This is a genomic window from Streptomyces sp. NPDC057694, from assembly GCF_042799415.1.
Classification (GTDB): Bacteria; Actinomycetota; Actinomycetes; order Streptomycetales; family Streptomycetaceae; genus Streptomyces.
The window spans coordinates 37439-57069 of sequence record NZ_JBHVIX010000018.1; the positions used below are offsets into that span (position 1 = coordinate 37439).

Below are 19631 nucleotides of genomic sequence, written 5' to 3' on the forward strand. Positions count from 1 at the left end.
TCACCCACGCTCTTCGGAGAGAGTGATGTCGGTGGCCGGGACGTAGTCCTCCACGCTGCGCAGGGTGCGTCCGGCGAGCCGGTGGCCGAGGGCGAGCCGGTCGCGCTGCGCCGCCCCGGCGAGCAGCCCGCCGAGATAACCGGCGGCGAAGGCGTCCCCCGCGCCGACGGCCTCGACGACCTCGACGGCGGGCGCGTCCACGAACTCCCGTACTCCCGGGGCGAATACGGTCGCGCCGACCGGGCCGTCCTTCACCACGAGGGTGCCGCGCGGCGCGAGGTGCTCGTGCAGGTCGTCGGCGGTGGCGGTGCCCCACAGGGCCTCGCCCTCGTCGCGGCCGACGAACACGATGTCCGCACGGCGGGCGAGGTCGAGCAGCGCCTGCGCCGCCAGCTCCCGTGAACTCCACAGTGCTGGGCGGTGGTTGACGTCGAAGGAGAGCGGCGTGCCGTGTGCTGCGGCGCGTTCCGCGAGTACGCGGACCGCGTCCGCGCAGCCCTCGGACAGCGCCGGGGTGATGCCGGTCAGGTGCAGCAGCCGTACGCCGTCCAGGGCGATGCGCTCCGCGTCGGCGGCCGTCATCCGGGAGGCGGCCGAGCCGCGCCGGTAGTAGTGGACGCGGGTGGTGCCGTCCGGTGCCGGGTCCTTGAAGTAGACGCCGGTGGGGGCGTCCCGGTCGACGCTCACGTGCGCGACGTCCACCCCGCGGCCCGCGACCGCCGTGACGATCCGCCGTCCGAAGGGATCGTCGCCGACCCGGCTCGCCCAGGCCGTGCGGTGCCCCAGATCGGCGAGGTACTGCGCGACGGTCGACTCGGCGCCCGCGACGGCGAGCCGGATCTCCCGGCTGTGCTCAAGGCCCGCGCCGTCGGCCGGGGTCAGCTGCGCCATGGTCTCGCCGAGGCAGATCACCTCGGGACGGTACGGGGACGGCACGGGCGGCTCCTGTCGTGCGGGACTGACTCACTCGGGCCGACGCTAACAGCCACTCCGCAACGAGCGTGCACATGGTGCAACAGCCTCGCCGAGGCCGTTCCGGAAACCGGATGCGCCCGCCCCGCGCCGCCCGGCATGCTGCGGACCATGCCCTACCTGATGCAGCCCGCCATCGCGCCCGGCACCCTCTCCCGCACCCCGCAGCCGACCCTGCGCACCGCCGACGGCGACCTCGTCCTGCGCCCCTTCGAACCCGAGGACGCCGCGGCGATCCATGCCGCCTTCCAGGACCCGGTGCTCCAGCACTGGCACATCCGCACGATGGACTCCGCCGACGAGGCGGGGGAGTGGCTGGAGTCGGTGCGCGCGGGCTGGCACAAGGAGACCTGCGCCCAGTGGCTGGTGGTCCGGGCCGCGGACGGGGAGCCGCTCGGCCGGATGGCCCTGCGGAGCCTGAACCTGGAGGACGGGGTCGCCGAGGTCGGCTACTGGGTGATGGCGGGCGCCCGCGGCCTCGGCGTGGCCCCCAGGGCGCTGACCGCGATGACGGACTGGGCCCTGGCGGCCGGCTTCCACCGCATCGACCTGGAGCACTCCACCGGCAACGAGCCCTCGTGCCGGGTCGCGGAGAAGGCCGGCTACCCGCTGGAGGGCACCCGGCGCAGCTCCGCGCTGCACGCGGACGGCTGGCACGACATGCACGTCCACGTACGCATCCGACAGGACTGACCGGAGGGGGAGTTACGCGAGCGCCAGGGCGGCGACGACCGGCGCCGCGTACAGCAGCGGGAACGGTACGTGGCTGAACCAGCGGGCCCGCACCACCGTGACGACGGCCCCCGCGAAGTACAGCACCAGGCCGATCCCGGCGATCGCTCCGATCACCGGCACGGCGAGCCCGACGAGCAGGCCCACGGCCCCCGCGGCCTTGGCCGCGCCCAGCCACGGCAGCCAGCCGGCCGGGACGCCGTAGTCCGCGATGGGCTTGACCACCCACTCGGCGCGGGCAAAGACGGAGACGGCCGAGAAGGCGGTCATGGCGGCGGCGATCACGGTGACGACGACGAAGGCGACGGACATCGGGGGCTCCTCAACAGGCTTGTCGGGCTGCGGAATTGATCCGCTGCCTCACTGACGCGGCCCGCGCCGGAAGTGTGACAGCGCCGCCGTACCCGACTTCGTACCGAAGCTGCCCGAAGTACTCTTGACAGCGTGCGTACTGTTTCGCGACCTTTGAGCCCTATGGGGGAACAGGGGGGGCCCATGCTGCGCGCCCCTGCCGAAGGGCGGTCGATCGCACGGTGAACATCACCACGTACAGACCCGACGAGCTGAGCGCGTCGCTGCGCGCCGTCTGGCACGAGATCATGGACGACGCGCCTGACTACCAGAACCCTTTCCTGTCACCGGAGTTCGCGCTCGGCGTCGCCCGGCACCGGCCCGGTGTGCACGTCGCGGTGTTGCGTGAAGGGGGCGAGCCGGTCGGCTTCCTGCCCTTCGAGAGGGGCCCGCTCGGCGTCGGCCGCGCCATCGGGCTCGGCCTGTCCGACTGCCAGGCGCTGGTGCACCGGCCGGGCGTCGGCTGGGACACCCAGCAGCTGCTGAGGGCCTGCGGACTCTCGGTGTTCGAGTTCGACCACCTCGTGGAGGAGCAGAAGCCCTTCGCCCGCTACGTCACCGGCACGTTCGCCTCCCCGGTGCAGGACCTCAAGGACGGCGGCCACGACTCCTACCCGGAGTGGCTGCGCGCGACGTATCCGGGGCAGGCCAAGACGATGCTCAAGAAGGAGCGCCGCCTGTCGCGCAACGTGGGGGAGATGCGCTTCGTCTACGACGAGCACGACCCGGCCGTGCTGCGCCGGCTGATGCGCTGGAAGTCGGCCCAGTACCGCCGCACCGGCCGGATGGACCGCTTCGCCCGCCCCTGGATCGTGGATCTGGTGACCGATCTCGCGACCGTCCAGGAGCCCCACTTCACCGGCGTGCTCTCTGTCGTCTACGCGGGCGGGCGGCCGGTCGCCGCGCACTTCGGCCCGACGTCCCGCACGGTCTTCGCGGGCTGGTTCACCGCCTACGACCCCGAGTTCAGCTACTACTCGCCGGGCCTGATGATGCATCTGCGGATGGCCGAGGCGGCGGGCCGGCACGGCATCCGGATGATCGACTGGGGGCGCGGCGAGAAGGAGTACAAGGACTGGCTCAAGACCCGTGAACTGCGCGTCACCGAGGGCTTCGCGAGCCGCCCGCACCCGGTGGCGGCCGCCCACCGGCTGTGGCGCCGCCCGGTCCGCGGCCTGCGCAACACGGTCCTGGCCCACCCGGGACTGCGCGACCGCGCGGACCGCCTCCTGAAGACGGTGGGCGCGCTGCGCGGGTGAGCCCCGGGGGCCCTGCGGCTCGTACGTCCTCAGGCCTTGCGGCCCACACCCCCGTAGAACCCGATCCTGCCCGCCTCCGCGGGCGGCGGGGAGTCGGGCCGCCAGTACGAGATCTGGGAGAGCCCCGGATCGACCAGCTCGAAGCCCTCGAAGAAGCGCTCCACCCGGTCCTTCGCCCGCAGATTCAGCGAGGCGGAGGCCTTGCTGCTGTATCCGGCCTCGGCGTTCCTGCGGTCCGCGAAGTCGCCCGTGGCGTGCGACAGCACCACATAGCTCCCGGCGGGCAGCGCGTCCCGCAGCTCGGCGGCGACGCGCTCCGGCTCGTCGTCGTCGGTGAGGAAGTGCAGCACGGCGACGAGCAGCAGTACCAGCGGCTCGTCGAAGTCGATCAGCCGCCGCACGTCGGGGTGCCCGGTGATGCTCCCCGGATCCCGTACGTCACCCAGGACGATGCCGGTCGAGCCGGTGCGGCTGAGCAGCGCGTCCCCGTGCGCCTTCACGATCGGGTCGTTGTCGACGTACGCGACGCGCACGCTCTCCCCGGCGGTCGTCTCCGCGATCTCGTGCACGTTCGGCGAGGTGGGCAGCCCGGTGCCGATGTCGAGGACCTGGCGCACCCCCTGCCCGACGGCGAAGCGCACGGCCCGCTCCATGAAGGCCCGGTTCGCCCGCACCCCGTCCCGCGCCTCGGGCGCCACGGCGATGAGGTCCTCGCCGGCCTGCCGGTCCACGTCGTAGTTGTTCTTGCCGCCCAGCAGGTAGTCGTAGATCCGCGCAGGATGCGGCCTGCTGGTGTCGATCACCCCGGCCTGCATGTCGTCCCGCTGCACGTTGTGCTCCCTCCGTGATCAGATACGGACAGCTTCGCACATCAACTAGTGGCTTGAACGGCGTAGTTGACCGGGAGCACACATCAAGGCCGGTCCCGTACCCACGAGATACGGGACCGGCATGCGGGAGTCGCGCGGTCGGCCTGTCCGAGTCCGGCCGCTGTCGGCGTCGGCGAGCTGACAGCGGCCCCTCCCATAGGAACAACGTAGAGGCGGGGGCACAGGAGGTGACAGCCCCAACTGCACTGTTCCGGCAGCCCAGATGGGCCGTTCCGGGTGCGCGCCGGTCCGGTGCTCACGGCTCCCGGAACTCGCGCAGCAGCCCCGACCGCGCGGCGGTGACGACCGCCTCCAGCTGACTGTGCGCGCCCAGCTTCGCCATGATCCGCTTCACATGGCCGCGCGCGGTGTGCGGGCTCACCACGAGCCGCTCCGCGATGGCCCGCGGACCGAGCCCCTGGCCCATCAGCCGGAGCACCTCGCCCTCCCGCGGGGTGAGCCCCCGATGGTCGCGGGCGGGCCCTTCGGGCAGGGAGTCGAGCGCCGAGACGAGCAGGCTCAGCGTGGACTCCTCGACGTACACCGGTCCCTCGGCCGGGGCGCGGACGGCCGCGAGGACGGCGGGGAACGGGCTGTCCTTGGCGATGAATCCGGCCGCCCCCGCCGAGGTGCCCGCCACCAGCTGGCTGGGCCGGGTGTCCGCGGTGAGCAGCAGGACCCGGGTGCGCGGATGGTCCGCCCTGATCCGGCGGGTGCCCTCGATGCCGTCGGCGCCCGGCAGGTGGATGTCCATCAGCACCACGTCGGGCGCCTGCGCGGCGACGAGCGGAACGGCCTCCTCGACCGTGGCCACCGCGCCGACGCACACCAGGTCGGGCTGGGCCCCGAGCGCGATCTCCAGCGCGCCCGCCATCGCCTGCTGGTCCTCGACGACAAGTACTCGGATCATGGCGGCACCCCGGCCCGAACCCGCTTCGCGACTGTCGTCCGAGCGTAGCGGCGCAGGGCCCGCGCGCATCCGCCCAACGGCCGATCCGCCTTTCCGAAAGGGCTCTGGCCGTCACCGCCGGTGCTGCGTAGCGTGAAGGGAGCAGCCAGACTGCGGAGGCTTCGCGATGAGCGGCGCAGGCGATCCGGCACCACGCCATGAGCTGATTCCCGTACGGGAGTCAGGGCCACGGCGCCGTCCGGTCAGGGACCACCGATGACCCGCGACGCGGGCACCTACGTCTTCACCCTGTACGTGGCCGGAGCGACGGAACGCTCCGACGCCGCCCGGTCGAATCTGCGCCGGTTGTGCGCATCCCGGCTCGTGGACGGTTACGAAGTCACTGTGATCGATGTCGTGGACCGGCCCGAACTGGCCGAGGAGCACCGCATCCTGGCGACCCCGACCGTCATCAGGATCGCACCGCTCCCGCAACGACGCGTCATCGGCGACCTGTCCGACGAACGCCGTGCGGCTCTCGCGCTCGGATTGCCCGACTCGGCCGAACTCTCCGAGGAGAGGGGGGGGCGATGACTGACACCGACGCCATCCCGAGGATCCCTACCGGCATCAACGGCTTCGACCAGATCGCGCTGGGCGGGCTGCCCGCGGGGCGCTCGACGCTGGTGGCCGGGACGACGGGCAGCGGCAAGACCCTGTTCGCCATCGAGTTCCTCGCGCGGGGAGTGCAGAACCACGGCGATCCGGGGGTGTTCGTCACCTTCGAGGAGGACCCCGACGCCATCCGCACCAATGTCGCCTCACTGGGCTTCCCCATCGCGGAGTGGGAGGCGACGGGTAAGTGGACATTCGTCGACGCCTCGGCGGACATCGCCATGGAGGCGGCGACGATCGGGGCGTTCGACCTGGGCGCCCTGACCGTGCGCATCGCGCACGCGGTCCGCCGGATCGGCGCCCGGCGCGTCGCGCTCGACTCGCTCGGCGCGGTCTTCGGCAACCTGAACGGCTTCGGTTCCCTGCGGCACGAACTGTTCCGCATCGTCTCGGCCCTCGACCTGCTCGGGGTGACCACCGTGATCACCTCGGAGCGGCCCGAGGAGTACAACAGCGTGTCGCGCCTCGGCGTCGAGGAGTTCGTCCTGGACAACGTCATCATCCTGCGCAACGTCCTGAGGGCCGAGCGGCGGCGGCGGACCGTCGAGATCATCAAGTTCCGCGGTACCAGCCACCGCACCGGGGAGTGGCTGTTCACCATCAGCCCGCGCGAAGGCATCGTGATCATGCCGCTCGCCTTCCTGCGGCCGCGCGAACGGGCGTCGACCGAGCGCGTCTCCTCCGGCAACCGCGACCTCGACGCCATGTGCGGCGGCGGCTTCTTCCGGGACTCGATCGTGCTCCTCACCGGCCCGACCGGCACCGGCAAGACCCTGACGAGCCTGTTCTTCGCGGCCGCCGCCGTCCGGGCCGGAGAGCGCTGTCTGCTCCAGACCTTCGACGAGACCCGCGAACAGCTCGCCCGCAACGCCGCGAGCTGGGGCCTCGACCTCGACGCCATGGAGGGATCGGGCCTGCTGCGCATCGTCTCCGAATATCCCGAAGTGGCCTCGCCGGAGGATCACTTCCTGCGGATCCGGCGCGTCATCGAGGAGTTCGGTCCCTCGCGGGTGGCCATCGACACCCTCTCCGCGCTCGAACGGATCGTCAGCTCCCGCGCGCTGCTCGACTTCGTCATCGCCCTGGGCGCGGTGCTCCGGCACCACGAGATCACGACCCTGCTGACCTCGGCGCCGACCGGCCGGGTCACCCCGACCGTCACCCCGGCGATCGCGATGGAGGTCGCCAGCCTCACCGACGTGACGATCCTGCTGCGGTACGTGGAGACCGGGGGCGAGATCCAGCGGGGCATCGCCGTTCTGCAGACGCGCGGTTCCGCCCACGACCACAGCATCCGCCGGTTCGAGATCGACAACACCGGGATGCACATCGGCGATCCGATGCGCGGCCTGTCCAGCGTCCTCGGCACGGTCGACCCGGCGGCCCCCGGCGGCCTGGCCCAGCCCTCCCCTCAGGCGGGCGGGGAGCGGCCGGGCGAGCGGGACGTGCGCCGTCCCGACGGGGATGCCGATGGCTGAAGCGGAACGGCCGGCGGACCCGGCCGTGAGCGGTGAGGAGCCGGGCAGCGGGCCGGGCCGCTCGCCGGACGGCGCGGTGGACGGGGTGGCGCGGGGGGCGGGGGCCAAGGGTGCGGGGTCCGGTACCGGGTGCGGGGGTGCGGGGCACGGCAGGGTGCCGGGCGCGGCTCCCGGTGTGGCGCCGGGCACCGTGCCCGGAACGGTGCCCGGCGTGGTGTCCGGTGCAGTGCCCGGCGTGGTGCACGGTCACCCGAGCGAGGCGGTCCTGGCGGAGGTGCCCGACGGGATCGTCGTGGTCGACGACGAAGGGATGATCAGGCTCTGCAACCCGGCCGCCGCCGCCCTGTTCGGCCGCTCCGCCGGAGAGCTCCTCCACCTCCCCTTCGGCTTCCCGGTCACGTCCGGCGGGGGGACGGAGATCGACCTCGTGCTGCCCGCCGCCGGCCCGGCACGCATGGTCGAGATGCGGGTCACCGAGACGCACGCACTGGGCGAACGCCTCTACATCGCGACGCTGCGCGACGTCACCGAGCGGCACCGGGCGCAGCGCGCGCTGGAGGCGGAACTCGACCGCCAGGGCACCATGATCGCGGTCACCGCGCACGAACTGCGCACGCCGCTGGCCACCATCGGCGTCCTCGCGCACACCCTGCGGGACACGGGCCCCCACCTCACGGACGCCCAGCGCGAGGACATCGCGCACCGCATCATCGACAGCACCGAACGGCTGCGGGCCCTCGTCCGCAAACACCTCGCCGCGGCCCGCATCGACGCGGAGGCCACCGACGCCGCCCCGCTGCCCGTCCCCGTCCTCGAATTCGTCCTGGAACACCTCGGCCAGCTCGGCGAGGACGCGCCCCAGGTGGACGTGGACTGCCCGCCCGACGTCGAGGCGTACGTGGACCGCGGCGACCTCTGGGAGATGCTGGCCAACTACCTGGAGAACGCCTTCACCTACGGCCGCCCACCGGTCAGCGTCAGTGTCACCCCCGCGCCGGCGCCGGGAGACGACATCGTCCTCCGCGTCCACGACGACGGCCCCGGCGTCCCACCGCCCGCGGTCCCCGACCTCTTCCACCGCTTCGCCCGCGGCACCGGCGCGCGCCGGGGCACGGGCCTCGGCCTGTGGATCGTCCGCAGGCTCGCGCGGGCGGCGGGGGGCGACGCCTGGTACGAGGCCGGTCAAGCCGACGCGGGGCCCGCGTTCTGCCTGCGGCTGCGGCGGGCGCCGGAGGAGCCCTGACCGTCATGTCCTCAGAACGGCCGCCTCTTCAGTCCCGCCAGACGGAGACCAGCCGCGCCGCGACGGCCAGCACGATCGCGGAGCCGAGGAGATACAGCGCGAGCCGCGAATCGGGCAGGTCCGACGACCACACCTGCCAGGCCGACGGGCTGTATCCGTCGGCGTCGAACGAGGACCCGTACGAGCCGGAGTAGAGCAGGAGGGTCGAACCGGTCCGGCTGCGCACCCACAACAGAGCGCCTATGACGGCGCAGGTCGCCGCTATCGAGTAGAGAATCGTGGCGCTGCGCGGGGCCTGTCTGTTCACTGGGTCTTCCTTGTCACTCAGGGCCGTTGAGAGTACCTGGAGCGGTCGCAGGCCCTCCAGGAACGAGCGGCGGTTGAAGTCAGCGGCGCCTCAGTCCCGTTCGGTCGTTTCGAGGGGGCCCGAGGCCAGACCCGTGAGCCCCACGCCGACGAGCATGACGGCACAGGCGACAACGACGACGGTGGCGCCCCGAAGGTCGACGAGTGCGCCGAGCACGTTGTTCATCAGCAACAGGGCCGAGCTCTGCACGAGTACCAACACCGCCTGGATCCGGGACAAGTGGGAGTCGGGTGACGACGCGAGAACCAGCGGCGCGATGTGCGCGGAGAACGTCCCGTTACCGATTCCGATGACCAGGCCGGCGGCGACGGATGCGGTCGCGCCGGGGGAAAGACCGAGCACGAGCACGCCCACACCCGCCAGGATCAGCGCGCTCGCCGCCATCAGACCGGGCCGTCCCAGCGGGCCGCGCCTCACCACCACCAGGGTGACCGCCACCATGCCCACGCCCTGCGCTCCGAGCACCAGCCCGGCAGCTCCCGCGCCCCACTCCTCCTCGCGTGCGAGCAAGGGGACCAGCAGGGACAGCACGGGCAGCAGGAAACCGGCCGCCGCCCCAGTGAGCAACAGCCCCGGGCGCAGCACCGGATGGGAGAAGGCCACCTTCACCCCGCTCAAGGCTTCCTTCAGGAGACCGTCCGTCTTCGGGACCCGAGGCACGTCGTGCCGGGGACGGACGGCGATCAGGACAACCAGAGTGAAGGCGAAGGTGAGCGCGTTGACGAAAGCGGCGCCCGCGAACCCGACCAGGCCGACCAGCACGCCGGCCAGCGGACCGCCTCCCATGCTGATCACCTGGCCGCCGACCTGCCTGAGGGACAACGCACGAGGCAACTGGCCCTTGGCCACCAGGCGGCGGGGCATGGACCCCGAGGCCGGCAGATAGAACGCGTCGACGACGCCGACCGCAACGCCCGTCGCGATGAGCAACAAGGGCGTGGCCCCCAAGTAGTAGGCGGCGGTCGCGAGGGCGAGCGAGAAGACCAGCATCGCCGCGTCGCCGGTGATCAGGACACGGCGTGCGCTGACGCGGTCGCTGACCGCTCCTCCGACGAGGAGGAGCAGGACGCGGGGCAGCGTGATCGCGCTCAGGGCCAGCGCCGCGACGCTCCCGCCATGCTCGCTGGCCTCCCAGCCGAGAGCGAAGTAGAAGACCTCATTGCCCACGAGCGACACCAGAATGCCGACGAGCCACAGCGTGTAGTCCCGAGGCAGCCGGTCCTGTCCATGCTTCTCGTCGCACACCTCCGGGACCCGGACGACACCGGTCTCCACGGTCCCCTCGGCCGCCTCATCACTGGCCGCCATTGGCCCCCCGATCGATCCCGACGATGACGATGATCACGGGGCCGACAGTGCCACACGGCACTGACATCGGGCCCGCTCGTCGAGATGCCCGCACCAGAGGGAACTGCCCTACAACGCTGGAGACTTGCTCGTTCGGCCGTCGAGATTGCGGTGAGACCGCCTGCCCCTCACAGAGCCAAGGAGATCCTGATACCGAGCGCGACGACGAAGACCACGGCCATGCCGTTCAGGAAGCGACGAACCGGTGTTCCGTCCTTGGACAGCGCGAAGCGGGAGGAGCGGCCTACTGCGGGCGGCTCGAGCACGAAAGGGGGCACACTATCCGCGTGGGCCGGGAACCTGCTTCCAGCCGTCAACAGACCGCGTAATGAACAGCACCCGGTAGACGTCTCTGCTCCATACGGTGGCACCCTCCCCGTGCTCGGCGAGTTCGGCGAACGCCTCCTCCTCCGAGTCGAAGTGGTACTTCCGCCCCTTCGCGTTCCGGATCATCCACTCTCTGCCGGGCAGCCCTGCGAGTCCCATAGCCACGAATATCGTCCCCTCCCGTGTTGTGGGCGAGATCGTAGCTCCCCACGCTCGCCACGATGTGCCCGCGGGGCCGGGATCACGGCAAAGGGCCAGTTCAAGAGGATCAAGCCTCTGAACTGGCCCTTCATGGTGTGCCCCCGGCAGGATTCGAACCTGCGACACCCGCTTTAGGAGAGCGGTGCTCTATCCCCTGAGCTACGAAGGCGGGACAAGGCGGCCAGGTGGTGCGGGGCCGCCGCGGTCAGTGTAGCGGAGGGTGGTTTGGTGGGGTGGAGGGCTTGGGGGCGTGGGCGGCCCCGGGAGGGCGGCGGGTCAGGGGGTGTCCAGGGTTTCGAGGAGGTCTGTCACGCCCTTGTGGATCGAGGGGGAGTCCGCCCCCTCGGCGTAGAGGGTGGTGAAAGTCTCCGGGGGAAGCGCCGTGCGGACCGCTGATTCGCAGGTGTGGCGGTGTTCGGTCATCTCCGGGGAGCCGAGGTGCGGGGTGCCCAGGATGTTCCAGGCGCGGTCGACCAGGCCGAAGATGCGGGCCGCCAGTTCGGGGCGACGGTCGCCGGTGGCCGCGAGGGCGAGGGAGTCCAGGGTGACCGCGATGCCGTAGAGGTCGTCCAGGTGGCACTTGGCTTCGAGGGAGGAGCACAGGGGGGCGATCGCCTCGGCGGGGCTGCCCTGGGCGATGCACTGGTTGCCCCAGACGTAGTCGGCGTAGGCGCCCGCCCACATCTCGCCGATCGGGGAGGTCAGCTCCTTGAGGCGGTCGACGCGGGCCCGGACGCCGTCGGCGTCGCCGAGCATCATGTGGGCGTAGCCCCACACGGGCAGCGAGATCAGTTCGATGATGCGCGGCCCGGTGCGGGCGGCCTGTTCGTGCGCCGCCGCGTAGAGGGGAAGGGCCTGGTCGGGGGCGCCCTGGAGGGTCAGGGCGCTGGCGTGCACGCACAGGGCGCCGGCCAGCGCGGGTTCGTCGTCGTACTTCTCGGCGAGGGTCCGCGCCTCGGCCGTCAGCCGGGTCGCGGCCTCCAGGTCGCCCTGGCCGACGGCGACCATGCCGCACGACCACAGCGCCCGCGCGGTGCCGCGCGGCCGGTCGGGGGCGAGGGCCAGGGCCGCCTCGGTGTAGTGCCGCCCCTCGCGCAGATGCCCGCAGCAGAACCAGAAGTAGACGAGGTCGCTCGCCATCTCCAGGGCCGTGTCGGGCTCGGTGGCCAGGCACGTGGCGAGGGCGGCCCGCAGGTTGGGCAGCTCGGTGGCGGTGCGGGCCTGCCACTGCGCCTGGTCGGGGCCGATCCACTCCTGCTCGCCGCGGTGCGCCAGGAGCCGGTAGTAGTCGCGGTGGCGCAGCCGCAGCCGGTCGCTCTCGCCGAGCCGGTCGAGCCATTCGGCGCCGTACTCGCGCACGGTGTCGAGCAGCCGGTAGCGGGACTCCTGCGGCGGGCCCTCCCGCAGCAGCACGGACTTGGCGACGAGGCCGTGCAGGACCTCGGTGAGATCGCAGTCGGCGAGCGGCTCCGAGCTGCACACGAAATCGACGGCGCGGGTGTCGAAGCTGCCGGGGAAGACGGAGAGCCGCGCCCACAGCAGCCGCTCCTGCGGGGTGCACCACTCGTGGCTCCAGCCGATGGTGGTGCGCAGGCCGCTGTGCCGGACGGGCCGGTGGAGGGAGGGGACGCAGTCGTCGAGGCCTTCGTCGAGGCCGTCGTCGGTGACGGGCGGCTCGGCGCCGGCGTTCGACGACAGTACGTTCATGCGTTCGTCGAGGCGGTGGACGAGGTGGTCGACGGACGTGGCGCGCAGCAGGCCGGCGGCCAGTTCGATGGCGAGCGGAACGCCGTCCAACAGGTCGCAGAGCCGCGCCAGTTCGGCCTGCTCGGCCTGTTCCGGCTCGTGGTCGTCGGGCCAGGCGCGGGCGCGCAGCAGCGCCGGGGCCTCGCCCTCGGGGCCGGTGTCCATGGGGCCGACGGCGACGCGGTGTTCGTCGGGGATGCCGAGGGCCTGCCTGCTGGTGGCCAGGATCCGCAGGCCGGGCGCCGCCGCGAGCAGCGTGCGGGCCAGCTCGGCGCACTCCTCGACGAGGTGCTCGCAGGTGTCCAGGACGAGGAGCAGTTCGCGCTCGCGCAGATAGTCCGAGAGCACGTCGATGAGCGGGCGGTTCGTCTGGTCGGCCACCCCCAGGACGCCCGCGACCGTGTGCTCCAGCAGGTCGGGGGAGAGGACCGGGGAGAGCTCCACGAGCCAGGCGCCCTGGGCGAATCCGGGCGCGGTCCGCGCGGCGGCCCGCAGCGCGATCCGGGTCTTGCCGATGCCCCCCGGGCCGGTGAGGGTGACGAGCCGTGCTGTGCCGAAGGCCTCCAGGACCTCGTCCGTCTGCCGGGCCCGGCCGACGAACGCCGTGGTCTCCAGGGGCAGGTTGCCGTACTTGGGGTTGTCGCTCTGCGTGGCCATGGGGGGAACTCACCTCTCCCAGCGGGACTCCGGAGGACTCCCCTGGTGGACCGGTTTCCAGACACGGAGCGTTGCACACCCGGAGACCGCCTGTCACTCGAACGGGGGACACCTGCCCGATGCAGTCAAGAGGCGGCCGAAGGGTGGACGGTGCAGGCGCCTTGACGCGGGCCGGGGACAGCGACGTACCGTCCGGTATGGCCTCGTCCCCGGAAGACCTGAGAGCCCTGGAAGCCCTGCTCACCGCCCCCGGTGCGCCCTTCGCCGTCGTACGTGACGAGGGCGGACGCCTGTTCTACGCCGAAGGGCCGCGCACGCTGCGGGAGTTCGCCGAGACGACGTGGGCGTTCGGCGACACGCCCTTTCTGATCGCCGACACCGGGCGGCTCACGTACGGCGAGTTCTTCGCGGCGGCGTGCGCGCTGGCCCGCCGTTTCCTCGCCGCCGAGAGCGAGGGCGGCTACGGGCTGCGGCCCGGCGACCGCGCCGTCATCGCCCTGCGCAACCATCCCGAGTGGCAAGTCGGCTTCTGGGCGGCCCAGTTGGCGGGCCTGGTGGCGGTGCCGCTGAACTCCTGGTGGACCGCGGACGAGCTGGCGTACGCCCTCGACGACTGCCGCCCGCGCGTGCTGTTCGTCGACGGGGAACGGTACGAGCGCGTCGCGCCCTGGCTGGCCGGCGTCGGCGACAGTGAGCGGCCCTGGACGCTGGTCTGCCACGAGGAGGGGCGCGCGGTGGGCGGTCCGCGCGTCGAGCGGTACGCCGATCTGCCCGTCGCCGATCCGCTGCTCGGGCCGCCCGATGTCGACGTCTCCCCGGACGCGGACGCCACGATCCTCTACACCTCCGGCACCACCGGCCGCCCCAAGGGCGCCGTCGCCACGCACCACGCGCACATGGCGGCCATCGCCAACCCCCGCTATTTCGCGGCGCTTTCGTCCCTCGGGCGGGGTGTGATCCCCGGGCAGGGGCCGCTCCTTCCCGGGCTGCTCACCTTCCCCTTCTTCCATGTCGCCGCCTTCACCGGGTTCTACGGGGCCATGGCGGCGGGCGGCACGCTCGTGCTGATGCGCAAGTGGGACACCGATGCCGCGCTCGCGCTGATCCGGGAGCACGGCATCGGGAGTTTCGGGGGCGTACCGGCGACGGCTCTGCAACTCCTCGCCCGCGCGGACGAGTTGGACGACGACCTGCCGACCCTGGCCATGTTCAACACGGGTGGTGCCGCCGCGCCGCCGGAACTGGTGGCCCGGCTCACCGCCCGCTTCGGCGAACGCATCGAACCCCGTAACGGCTACGGGCTCACCGAGACGCTCGGCGGCATCAGCGCCAACTTCGGCGAGCAGTACCGGCGGCTGCCCGGCAGCGTGGGGCGGCCCGCGCCGGCCGTCGAGGCGCGGGTCGTCGATCCGGGCGGGGTGGCGCTCGGCGAGGGGGAGGTGGGGGAGCTGTGGTTGCGCGGGCAGTGTCTGATCCGGGGCTACTGGGATGATCCGGCGGCGACCGGGGCGGCCTTCACCGACGACGGGTGGTTCAGGACCGGGGACCTCGCCGAGATCTCCTCCGACGGGCTGATCAGCGTCGTCGACCGGATCAAGGACATGGTGATCCGGGGCGGGGAGAACGTGTACTGCGTCGAGGTCGAGGGCGTGCTGCACGGGCATCCCGATGTACTGGAGGCCGCCGTCGTGGGGGTGCCGGATCCCGTGCTCGGGGAGGTGGTCGCGGCGGTGGTGCGGGCTCGGGCCGGTTCGGGGCTCGATGCGGCCCGGGTACGGGAGTTCGCCGCGCGGTCGCTGGCCGGGTTCAAGGTGCCTGAGCGGGTGGTGGTGCAGGAGGTCGAATTGCCCCGTAATGCTACGGGGAAGGTGTTGAAGCGGGAGGTGCGGCGCGGGTTCGTCTAGGCCCGACGGGGGCTGGGTGCTCAGTTCCGTCGTTCGTCCGCGGGCCGGTGGCCGCTTCTCGCGCAGTTCCCCGCGCCCCTGAGGCATGCGCTTCGCGCAGCCTCCCGATGAGATGGCGCACGAAGTGCGCATCTCAGGGGCGCGGGGAACTGCGCGACCAGCCACGACGCGACCCGCACTCGGCGACGGTCCCTATTTGCGGGTGACGGAGACTCGGTAGTCGCCGGATGCGTCGACTCCGGTCACCGCGATGCGGACCCCCGACTTCCGGTCACGGAAGACCTCGCCGGGGCGCCACGTGGCGTCGGACAGCTCGGCGTGGACGTTGGGGCGGCGCGTGCAGCCGCCGGAGTCCGGCGTCGCGTCCTCCACGGCGACGGGCCCGTGCCCGGTGTCCACATCGGCGTCGACCCGGTAGATGAGCACCCCGGGCCGGCACACCGCCTCGTCGTTGCCGCCCGGCGTCCGCACCTCGACCGCGTACCCGGTCTTCTCGGTCAGCGGCACGAACGCCACCTTCGTACCGCCGCCCTGCGCCGACATCGGCGAGATCACGTGCTGGGTGGTGCCCGGCTGGGCGGCGCAGCGGATCTGGGAGTCGTCGAGCCAGCCCAGCTTCCACTTGTGCCAGCCGAGCAGATCGTTCCCCACGCCCCAGTCCTCGCTCATGATGTCCCAGTGCCCGACGGCGCCCCCGCCGTCCTGGGTGTAGAGGTCGGGCAGGCCGAAGACGTGCCCGTTCTCGTGCGGCAGGACGCGGTAGCCGGTCTCCGCGTAGGAGCCCGAGCCGTCGTCCTGCCGGGAGTAGACGAAGGACATGTTCGACAGCGGCACCCCGTCGGCGACGGGGGCGTCGTGGTTGCCCGCGAAGGTCACCGACAGCACGGTGTCCAGGGCGGACGGCCCGGCGTTCGGGGTGACCAGGATGTTCACGAGGTCGTAGGCGCGGAAGTCCACGTCCGGGTCGGCAGCCGCCACGATGTCGTCGACCAGCTCGCGGTAGCCGGGGTCGAAGGGGGCGCCGCGCTCTATCCCGTACGCGCCGAACGCCTTCGGCATCCGCAGCCAGTGCCTGATCGGGGCCTCGGGAACGTAGTCGAGCTTGCCGTACGAGGCGGTGGCGAACCAGCGCTGGGTCTGCGGGAAGAACTCCGCGAGCCGGTCCGTGGCCCGGCCCTCGCCGGGGGCGTCGGGGAAGTCGACCATCAGGTTGAGCGCGTGGACGGTGCCGGTGGAGCGGGCGTAGCCGGAGGCGGTGGGGACGCCCTCCGACATCTGGACGCCCATCGTGCCGCGGATCATGCAGGAGCCGAGGGAGGTGGCCCGGGCCAGTGACACGGGGCCCGCGGCGGTCGGCCGGCTGTCGACGGTCCGGCCGGTGCTGGCGGACATGGTCAGCGCGAGAGCCACCGCGGTGGCCCCGGCGAGCAGCGCGCCGCCGCGCCGGCCCCTGCGTATCTGCTGCCGCATCCGATCCGCCTCACCGTCGTGGTCCGGGGTCCGTTTCGATCACCCTGTGACGAGGTGCGGCGGGTCGCGCGCTGGGTGCGCCGATCGTGGGTTTCTGCGCCGGAGGCGTGTGAGCCAGGTCACATGAGGGCGGGAAATAACCGGGGACGGTTTCCCCGTTTGGGATAGGTGTCCGACGAAGCGGGGACCTGCTCCCCGCTTCGCGAATCCGGACTCAGCCCCAGACCCAGTACAGAAGGAGACCGTCGTGGCCACCGCCCCCGTGACCGAGCAGCCGCAGCGCCGCGTCCCGCGCCCGCGGGCCGACGCCGTGCGCAACCGGGAGCGGATCGTGGCCGCCGCGCGCGAGCTGCTCGTCGAGCACGGGACGGAACTCCCGCTCGACGAGGTGGCCCGCCGCGCGGGCGTCGGCAACGCCACGCTCTACCGGAACTTCAAGGACCGGGGAGAGCTGCTGCACCACGTCGTCCTCACAGTCACCGACCATGTGACGGACCACGCGGAGCAGGCCCTCACCGCCGAGGACGCCGGCGAGGACTCCTTCGAGGTGCTGCGCGGCTTCGTGCACGCCGCCGCGGACGAGCGCATCGGCGCGCTGTGTCCGCTGCTCAACGCGACCTTCGACCAGGAGCACCCCGAGGTGGTCGCCTCCCTGGACCGGCTCACCGCCGCCATCGAGGACCTCATCGGGCGCGCCCACGCGGCCGGGCGGCTGCGCCCCGACGTCGGCGTCGGGGACCTGATGGTCGCCCTCTCCCAGCTCACCAGGCCGCTGCCCGGCACGGCATGCCTGGGCTTCGACCGCTACGTCCACCGTCATCTGCAGCTGTTCCTCGACGGCCTGATGACACCCGCCCGCTCGGAACTCCCGGGTGAGGCCGCGACCTTGGAGGACCTCCGCCAGGACTAGCTCCTCGCCCGATCCTGCATTTCCCTACGCGCATCGTCCGGGCGCGCCCTGTACGTCACGGGGCCCCGCGCATGCTCGTACGCACCCGAATTCTCACGCTTATTCACGACTTGGAGTCCCGCTGTGGGTACGCCCTTGCCTGACACGGCACCCGACGCGCGGCGCTGGAAGGCTCTCGTCTTCATCGCGCTCGCCCAGCTGATGGTGGTCCTCGACGCCACCATCGTGAACATCGCCCTGCCCGCCGCCCAGAGCGACCTGGGCATATCCGACGGCAACAAGCAGTGGGTCATCACGGCCTACGCGCTCGCCTTCGGCGGCCTGCTCCTGTTCGGCGGGCGCATCGCCGACCTGTGGGGCCGCAAGCAGACCTTCGTCACCGGCCTGATCGGCTTCGCCCTCGCCTCCGCGATCGGCGGTGCCGCGCAGAACGAGGCCATGATGTTCGGCGCCCGAGCCCTCCAGGGCCTCTTCGGCGCCCTCCTCGCCCCGGCCGCGCTCTCCCTGCTCGCCGTGATGTTCACGGACGCCAAGGAGCGCGCCAAGGCGTTCGGCATCTACGGTGCGATCGCCGGTGGCGGTGGCGCCGTCGGCCTCATCCTCGGCGGTTTCCTCACCGAGTACCTGAACTGGCGCTGGACGTTCTTCGTGAACATCCCGTTCGCGATCGTCGCCGCCGCCGGTGCCGTCCTCGTCATCCGTGAGCCGGCCGGCGGCCGCAACCGCTCGCCGCTCGACATCCCCGGCGTGCTGCTCTCCACCCTCGGCCTGGTCTCGCTCGTCTACGGCTTCACGCGCGCCGAGACCAACGGCTGGTCCGACGCGACCACCATCGGCATGTTCGTCGCCGCCGCCGTGCTGCTGCTCGCCTTCGTCGCCGTCGAGGCGCGGGTCAAGCACCCGCTGCTGCCGCTGCGCGTCGTCGCCGACCGCAACCGCGGCGGTGTCTACGCCTCGCTCGGTCTCGCCGTCATCGGCATGTTCGGCCTGTTCCTCTTCCTGACCTACTACCTCCAGGTCGTGAAGGGCTACTCGCCGGTCAAGACCGGCTTCGCGTTCATGCCGATGATCGCGGGCATGATCACGGGCTCCACCCAGATCGGCGCCCGCCTGATGACCCGCGTGCCGCCGCGCCTGCTGATGGGCCCGGGCTTCCTGGTCGCCGCGCTCGGCATGGGTCTGCTGACCCAGCTGTCGGTCGACGCCTCCTACCCGGCTCTGATCCTCCCGGCCCAGCTGCTGCTCGGCCTCGGTATGGGTACGGCGTTCATGCCGGCCATGTCGCTCGCCACGATCGGTGTCGAGGCGCGGGACGCGGGCGTCGCCTCCGCGATGGTCAACACCTCGCAGCAGGTCGGCGGCGCCATCGGCACCGCTCTGCTGAACACGATCGCCGCCTCGGCCACCACCTCGTACCTGGTGGACCACGCCGCCGGTGCCCGCAACCCGCAGCTGCTGCAGGCGCAGGCCCTGGTGAGCGGCTACAGCCACGCCATCTGGTGGGCCGTCGGCATCCTGCTCGTCTCGGCGACGATCGCCTTCACCCTCATCAACACCGGTGTCCCGGGTGTCGGGTCGGCCTCGGCCACGTCCGGCGACGCGGACGGTGTCGAGGACGAGTTCAAGGTGCCGGTGATCGCGCACTGATCCCGGTACCGGCCCCGGTGGGCGGCCTCACCTGAGCCAGGGGAGGTCCGCCCCGGCCTCCTTCGGCTGAAGTCCCTCGGCGACGATCCGCATGATCTCGCCGAGGGACTTCTGCTGTTCCGCGTCGAGCCGGTCGAAGAGGGCGTGCCGGACGGCCGCCACATGGCCCGGAGCGGTCCGCTCCAGGACGCCGAGCCCCTCCTCGGTGAGCACCGCGAACTGGCCGCGCTTGTCCGAGGGGCAGTCCTCGCGGCGCACCCAGCCGTTCGCCTCCAGGCGGGCGATCGCGTGCGACAGGCGGGAACGGGTGATCTTCGCGTCCCGCGCCAGCTCCGTCATCCGCAGCCGCTTGCGGGGGGACTCGCTCAGCTTGACCAGGAGCCCGAAGTACACGTGCGGCATCTTCGCGTCGCGCTGGAGTTGCCGGTCGAGGTGATCCTCCAGGAGCGTGGTGGCATGGAGGTACGCCCGCCAGGTGTGCTGTTCGTCCTCGGTGAGCCACGGGGGCTCGGTGCTGTCCGCGCTGTTCTTCGGCTCCATGGCATCCATCGTAGAGACCTCCTTCTTGAATATTAAACAATTGGCGC

General features: G+C 71.9%; 19 protein-coding genes and 1 tRNA gene. 8 read left to right on the forward strand and 12 right to left on the reverse strand.

All coding sequences use genetic code 11. The annotated features are described in order from the left end of the window. A complete protein-coding gene (locus ACFVDP_RS30655; RefSeq protein ID WP_383496746.1) occupies nt 1-936 on the reverse strand; it encodes a sugar kinase in 936 nt (311 codons plus the stop codon). A gap of 147 nt (nt 937-1083) precedes the next feature. Between ACFVDP_RS30655 and ACFVDP_RS30660 the strand changes: the two genes are divergently transcribed. Beyond that, nucleotides 1084-1665, forward strand: a complete 582-nt coding sequence (locus ACFVDP_RS30660) for a GNAT family N-acetyltransferase (protein WP_383496749.1) — start codon at nt 1084-1086, stop codon at nt 1663-1665. Between the two features lie 12 nt (nt 1666-1677). On the opposite strand, the gene ACFVDP_RS30665 is transcribed toward ACFVDP_RS30660, so the two are convergent. Further along, nucleotides 1678-2016 carry a DoxX family protein gene (locus ACFVDP_RS30665; RefSeq protein ID WP_383496751.1) on the reverse strand — a complete coding sequence of 113 codons (339 nt, stop codon included), beginning with the start codon at nt 2014-2016 and terminating at the stop codon, nt 1678-1680. Nucleotides 2017-2237: 221 nt separating this feature from the next. On the opposite strand from ACFVDP_RS30665, the gene ACFVDP_RS30670 reads away from it, so the two are divergent. Next, a complete protein-coding gene (locus tag ACFVDP_RS30670; RefSeq protein WP_383496755.1) occupies nt 2238-3314 on the forward strand; it encodes a GNAT family N-acetyltransferase in 1077 nt (358 codons plus the stop codon). 29 nt (nt 3315-3343) lie between these two features. On the opposite strand, the gene ACFVDP_RS30675 is transcribed toward ACFVDP_RS30670, so the two are convergent. Continuing rightward, on the reverse strand, nt 3344-4129 hold the full coding sequence (locus tag ACFVDP_RS30675; protein ID WP_383497090.1) for an SAM-dependent methyltransferase: 786 nt from the start codon (nt 4127-4129) through the stop codon (nt 3344-3346). A gap of 310 nt (nt 4130-4439) precedes the next feature. After that, a complete protein-coding gene (locus tag ACFVDP_RS30680; protein WP_383496757.1) occupies nt 4440-5093 on the reverse strand; it encodes a response regulator in 654 nt (217 codons plus the stop codon). 255 nt (nt 5094-5348) lie between these two features. On the opposite strand from ACFVDP_RS30680, the gene ACFVDP_RS30685 reads away from it, so the two are divergent. The 3 genes from ACFVDP_RS30685 to ACFVDP_RS30695 are packed head-to-tail and all read left to right on the forward strand — an operon-like array spanning nt 5349 to nt 8468. Continuing rightward, nucleotides 5349-5666 carry a circadian clock KaiB family protein gene (locus ACFVDP_RS30685; protein WP_383496760.1) on the forward strand — a complete coding sequence of 106 codons (318 nt, stop codon included), beginning with the start codon at nt 5349-5351 and terminating at the stop codon, nt 5664-5666. Next, nucleotides 5663-7225: a circadian clock protein KaiC gene (gene kaiC, locus ACFVDP_RS30690; RefSeq protein WP_383496763.1), complete on the forward strand. Its 1563-nt coding sequence runs from the start codon at nt 5663-5665 to the stop codon at nt 7223-7225. The genes ACFVDP_RS30685 and kaiC overlap by 4 nt, the downstream gene beginning before the upstream one ends. After that, nucleotides 7218-8468: an ATP-binding protein gene (locus ACFVDP_RS30695; protein WP_383496766.1), complete on the forward strand. Its 1251-nt coding sequence runs from the start codon at nt 7218-7220 to the stop codon at nt 8466-8468. The genes kaiC and ACFVDP_RS30695 overlap by 8 nt, the downstream gene beginning before the upstream one ends. Nucleotides 8469-8496: 28 nt before the next feature. Here the strand turns inward: ACFVDP_RS30695 and ACFVDP_RS30700 are convergent, their stop codons facing one another. The 6 genes from ACFVDP_RS30700 to ACFVDP_RS30725 all read right to left on the reverse strand — a co-directional run bounded on the left by ACFVDP_RS30700 (nt 8497) and on the right by ACFVDP_RS30725 (nt 13113). Next, nucleotides 8497-8775 (reverse strand): hypothetical protein, encoded by a 279-nt coding sequence (locus ACFVDP_RS30700; protein ID WP_383496769.1) that lies wholly within the window; start codon nt 8773-8775, stop codon nt 8497-8499. 90 nt (nt 8776-8865) lie between these two features. Next, nucleotides 8866-10143 (reverse strand): MFS transporter, encoded by a 1278-nt coding sequence (locus ACFVDP_RS30705; RefSeq protein WP_383496772.1) that lies wholly within the window; start codon nt 10141-10143, stop codon nt 8866-8868. A gap of 167 nt (nt 10144-10310) precedes the next feature. Further along, nucleotides 10311-10448 (reverse strand): hypothetical protein, encoded by a 138-nt coding sequence (locus ACFVDP_RS30710; protein WP_383496775.1) that lies wholly within the window; start codon nt 10446-10448, stop codon nt 10311-10313. Between the two features lie 13 nt (nt 10449-10461). After that, nucleotides 10462-10668: a hypothetical protein gene (locus ACFVDP_RS30715; RefSeq protein WP_383496777.1), complete on the reverse strand. Its 207-nt coding sequence runs from the start codon at nt 10666-10668 to the stop codon at nt 10462-10464. A 138-nt stretch (nt 10669-10806) separates the two neighbouring features. After that, a tRNA-Arg gene (locus tag ACFVDP_RS30720) sits at nt 10807-10879 on the reverse strand. Nucleotides 10880-10986: 107 nt separating this feature from the next. After that, the gene (locus tag ACFVDP_RS30725; protein WP_383496780.1) at nt 10987-13113 is read right to left on the reverse strand and encodes an ATP-binding protein; all 2127 of its coding nucleotides are present in this window, start codon (nt 13111-13113) and stop codon (nt 10987-10989) included. 197 nt (nt 13114-13310) lie between these two features. Between ACFVDP_RS30725 and ACFVDP_RS30730 the strand changes: the two genes are divergently transcribed. Beyond that, nucleotides 13311-15017, forward strand: coding sequence for a class I adenylate-forming enzyme family protein (locus ACFVDP_RS30730; RefSeq protein ID WP_383496782.1), 1707 nt, complete (start codon nt 13311-13313; stop codon nt 15015-15017). Nucleotides 15018-15209: 192 nt separating this feature from the next. On the opposite strand, the gene ACFVDP_RS30735 is transcribed toward ACFVDP_RS30730, so the two are convergent. Beyond that, nucleotides 15210-16487 (reverse strand): M6 family metalloprotease domain-containing protein, encoded by a 1278-nt coding sequence (locus ACFVDP_RS30735; protein ID WP_383496785.1) that lies wholly within the window; start codon nt 16485-16487, stop codon nt 15210-15212. A gap of 247 nt (nt 16488-16734) precedes the next feature. Here ACFVDP_RS30735 and ACFVDP_RS30740 point away from each other — a divergent pair, with 247 nt between their 5' ends. Further along, entirely contained in the window at nt 16735-17397 is a 663-nt protein-coding gene (locus ACFVDP_RS30740; RefSeq protein WP_383496788.1) for a TetR/AcrR family transcriptional regulator, read from the forward strand. Between the two features lie 123 nt (nt 17398-17520). Then, nucleotides 17521-19044 carry an MFS transporter gene (locus ACFVDP_RS30745; protein ID WP_383496791.1) on the forward strand — a complete coding sequence of 508 codons (1524 nt, stop codon included), beginning with the start codon at nt 17521-17523 and terminating at the stop codon, nt 19042-19044. A gap of 27 nt (nt 19045-19071) precedes the next feature. On the opposite strand, the gene ACFVDP_RS30750 is transcribed toward ACFVDP_RS30745, so the two are convergent. Beyond that, entirely contained in the window at nt 19072-19584 is a 513-nt protein-coding gene (locus ACFVDP_RS30750; RefSeq protein ID WP_383496794.1) for a MarR family winged helix-turn-helix transcriptional regulator, read from the reverse strand. Between the last annotated feature and the right edge of the window lie 47 nt (nt 19585-19631).

Bases quoted from the DNA above. Each gene is read 5' to 3' on its own strand.
- ACFVDP_RS30660 (WP_383496749.1), top strand. From the start codon at position 1,084: ATGCCCTACCTGATGCAGCCCGCCATCGCGCCCGGCACCCTCTCCCGC.
- ACFVDP_RS30665 (WP_383496751.1), bottom strand. From the start codon at position 2,016: ATGTCCGTCGCCTTCGTCGTCGTCACCGTGATCGCCGCCGCCATGACC.
- ACFVDP_RS30675 (WP_383497090.1), bottom strand. From the start codon at position 4,129: ATGCAGGCCGGGGTGATCGACACCAGCAGGCCGCATCCTGCGCGGATC.
- ACFVDP_RS30680 (WP_383496757.1), bottom strand. From the start codon at position 5,093: ATGATCCGAGTACTTGTCGTCGAGGACCAGCAGGCGATGGCGGGCGCG.
- ACFVDP_RS30685 (WP_383496760.1), top strand. From the start codon at position 5,349: ATGACCCGCGACGCGGGCACCTACGTCTTCACCCTGTACGTGGCCGGA.
- kaiC (WP_383496763.1), top strand. From the start codon at position 5,663: ATGACTGACACCGACGCCATCCCGAGGATCCCTACCGGCATCAACGGC.
- ACFVDP_RS30695 (WP_383496766.1), top strand. From the start codon at position 7,218: ATGGCTGAAGCGGAACGGCCGGCGGACCCGGCCGTGAGCGGTGAGGAG.
- ACFVDP_RS30705 (WP_383496772.1), bottom strand. From the start codon at position 10,143: ATGGCGGCCAGTGATGAGGCGGCCGAGGGGACCGTGGAGACCGGTGTC.
- ACFVDP_RS30715 (WP_383496777.1), bottom strand. From the start codon at position 10,668: ATGGGACTCGCAGGGCTGCCCGGCAGAGAGTGGATGATCCGGAACGCG.
- ACFVDP_RS30725 (WP_383496780.1), bottom strand. From the start codon at position 13,113: ATGGCCACGCAGAGCGACAACCCCAAGTACGGCAACCTGCCCCTGGAG.
- ACFVDP_RS30730 (WP_383496782.1), top strand. From the start codon at position 13,311: ATGGCCTCGTCCCCGGAAGACCTGAGAGCCCTGGAAGCCCTGCTCACC.
- ACFVDP_RS30735 (WP_383496785.1), bottom strand. From the start codon at position 16,487: ATGCGGCAGCAGATACGCAGGGGCCGGCGCGGCGGCGCGCTGCTCGCC.
- ACFVDP_RS30750 (WP_383496794.1), bottom strand. From the start codon at position 19,584: ATGGAGCCGAAGAACAGCGCGGACAGCACCGAGCCCCCGTGGCTCACC.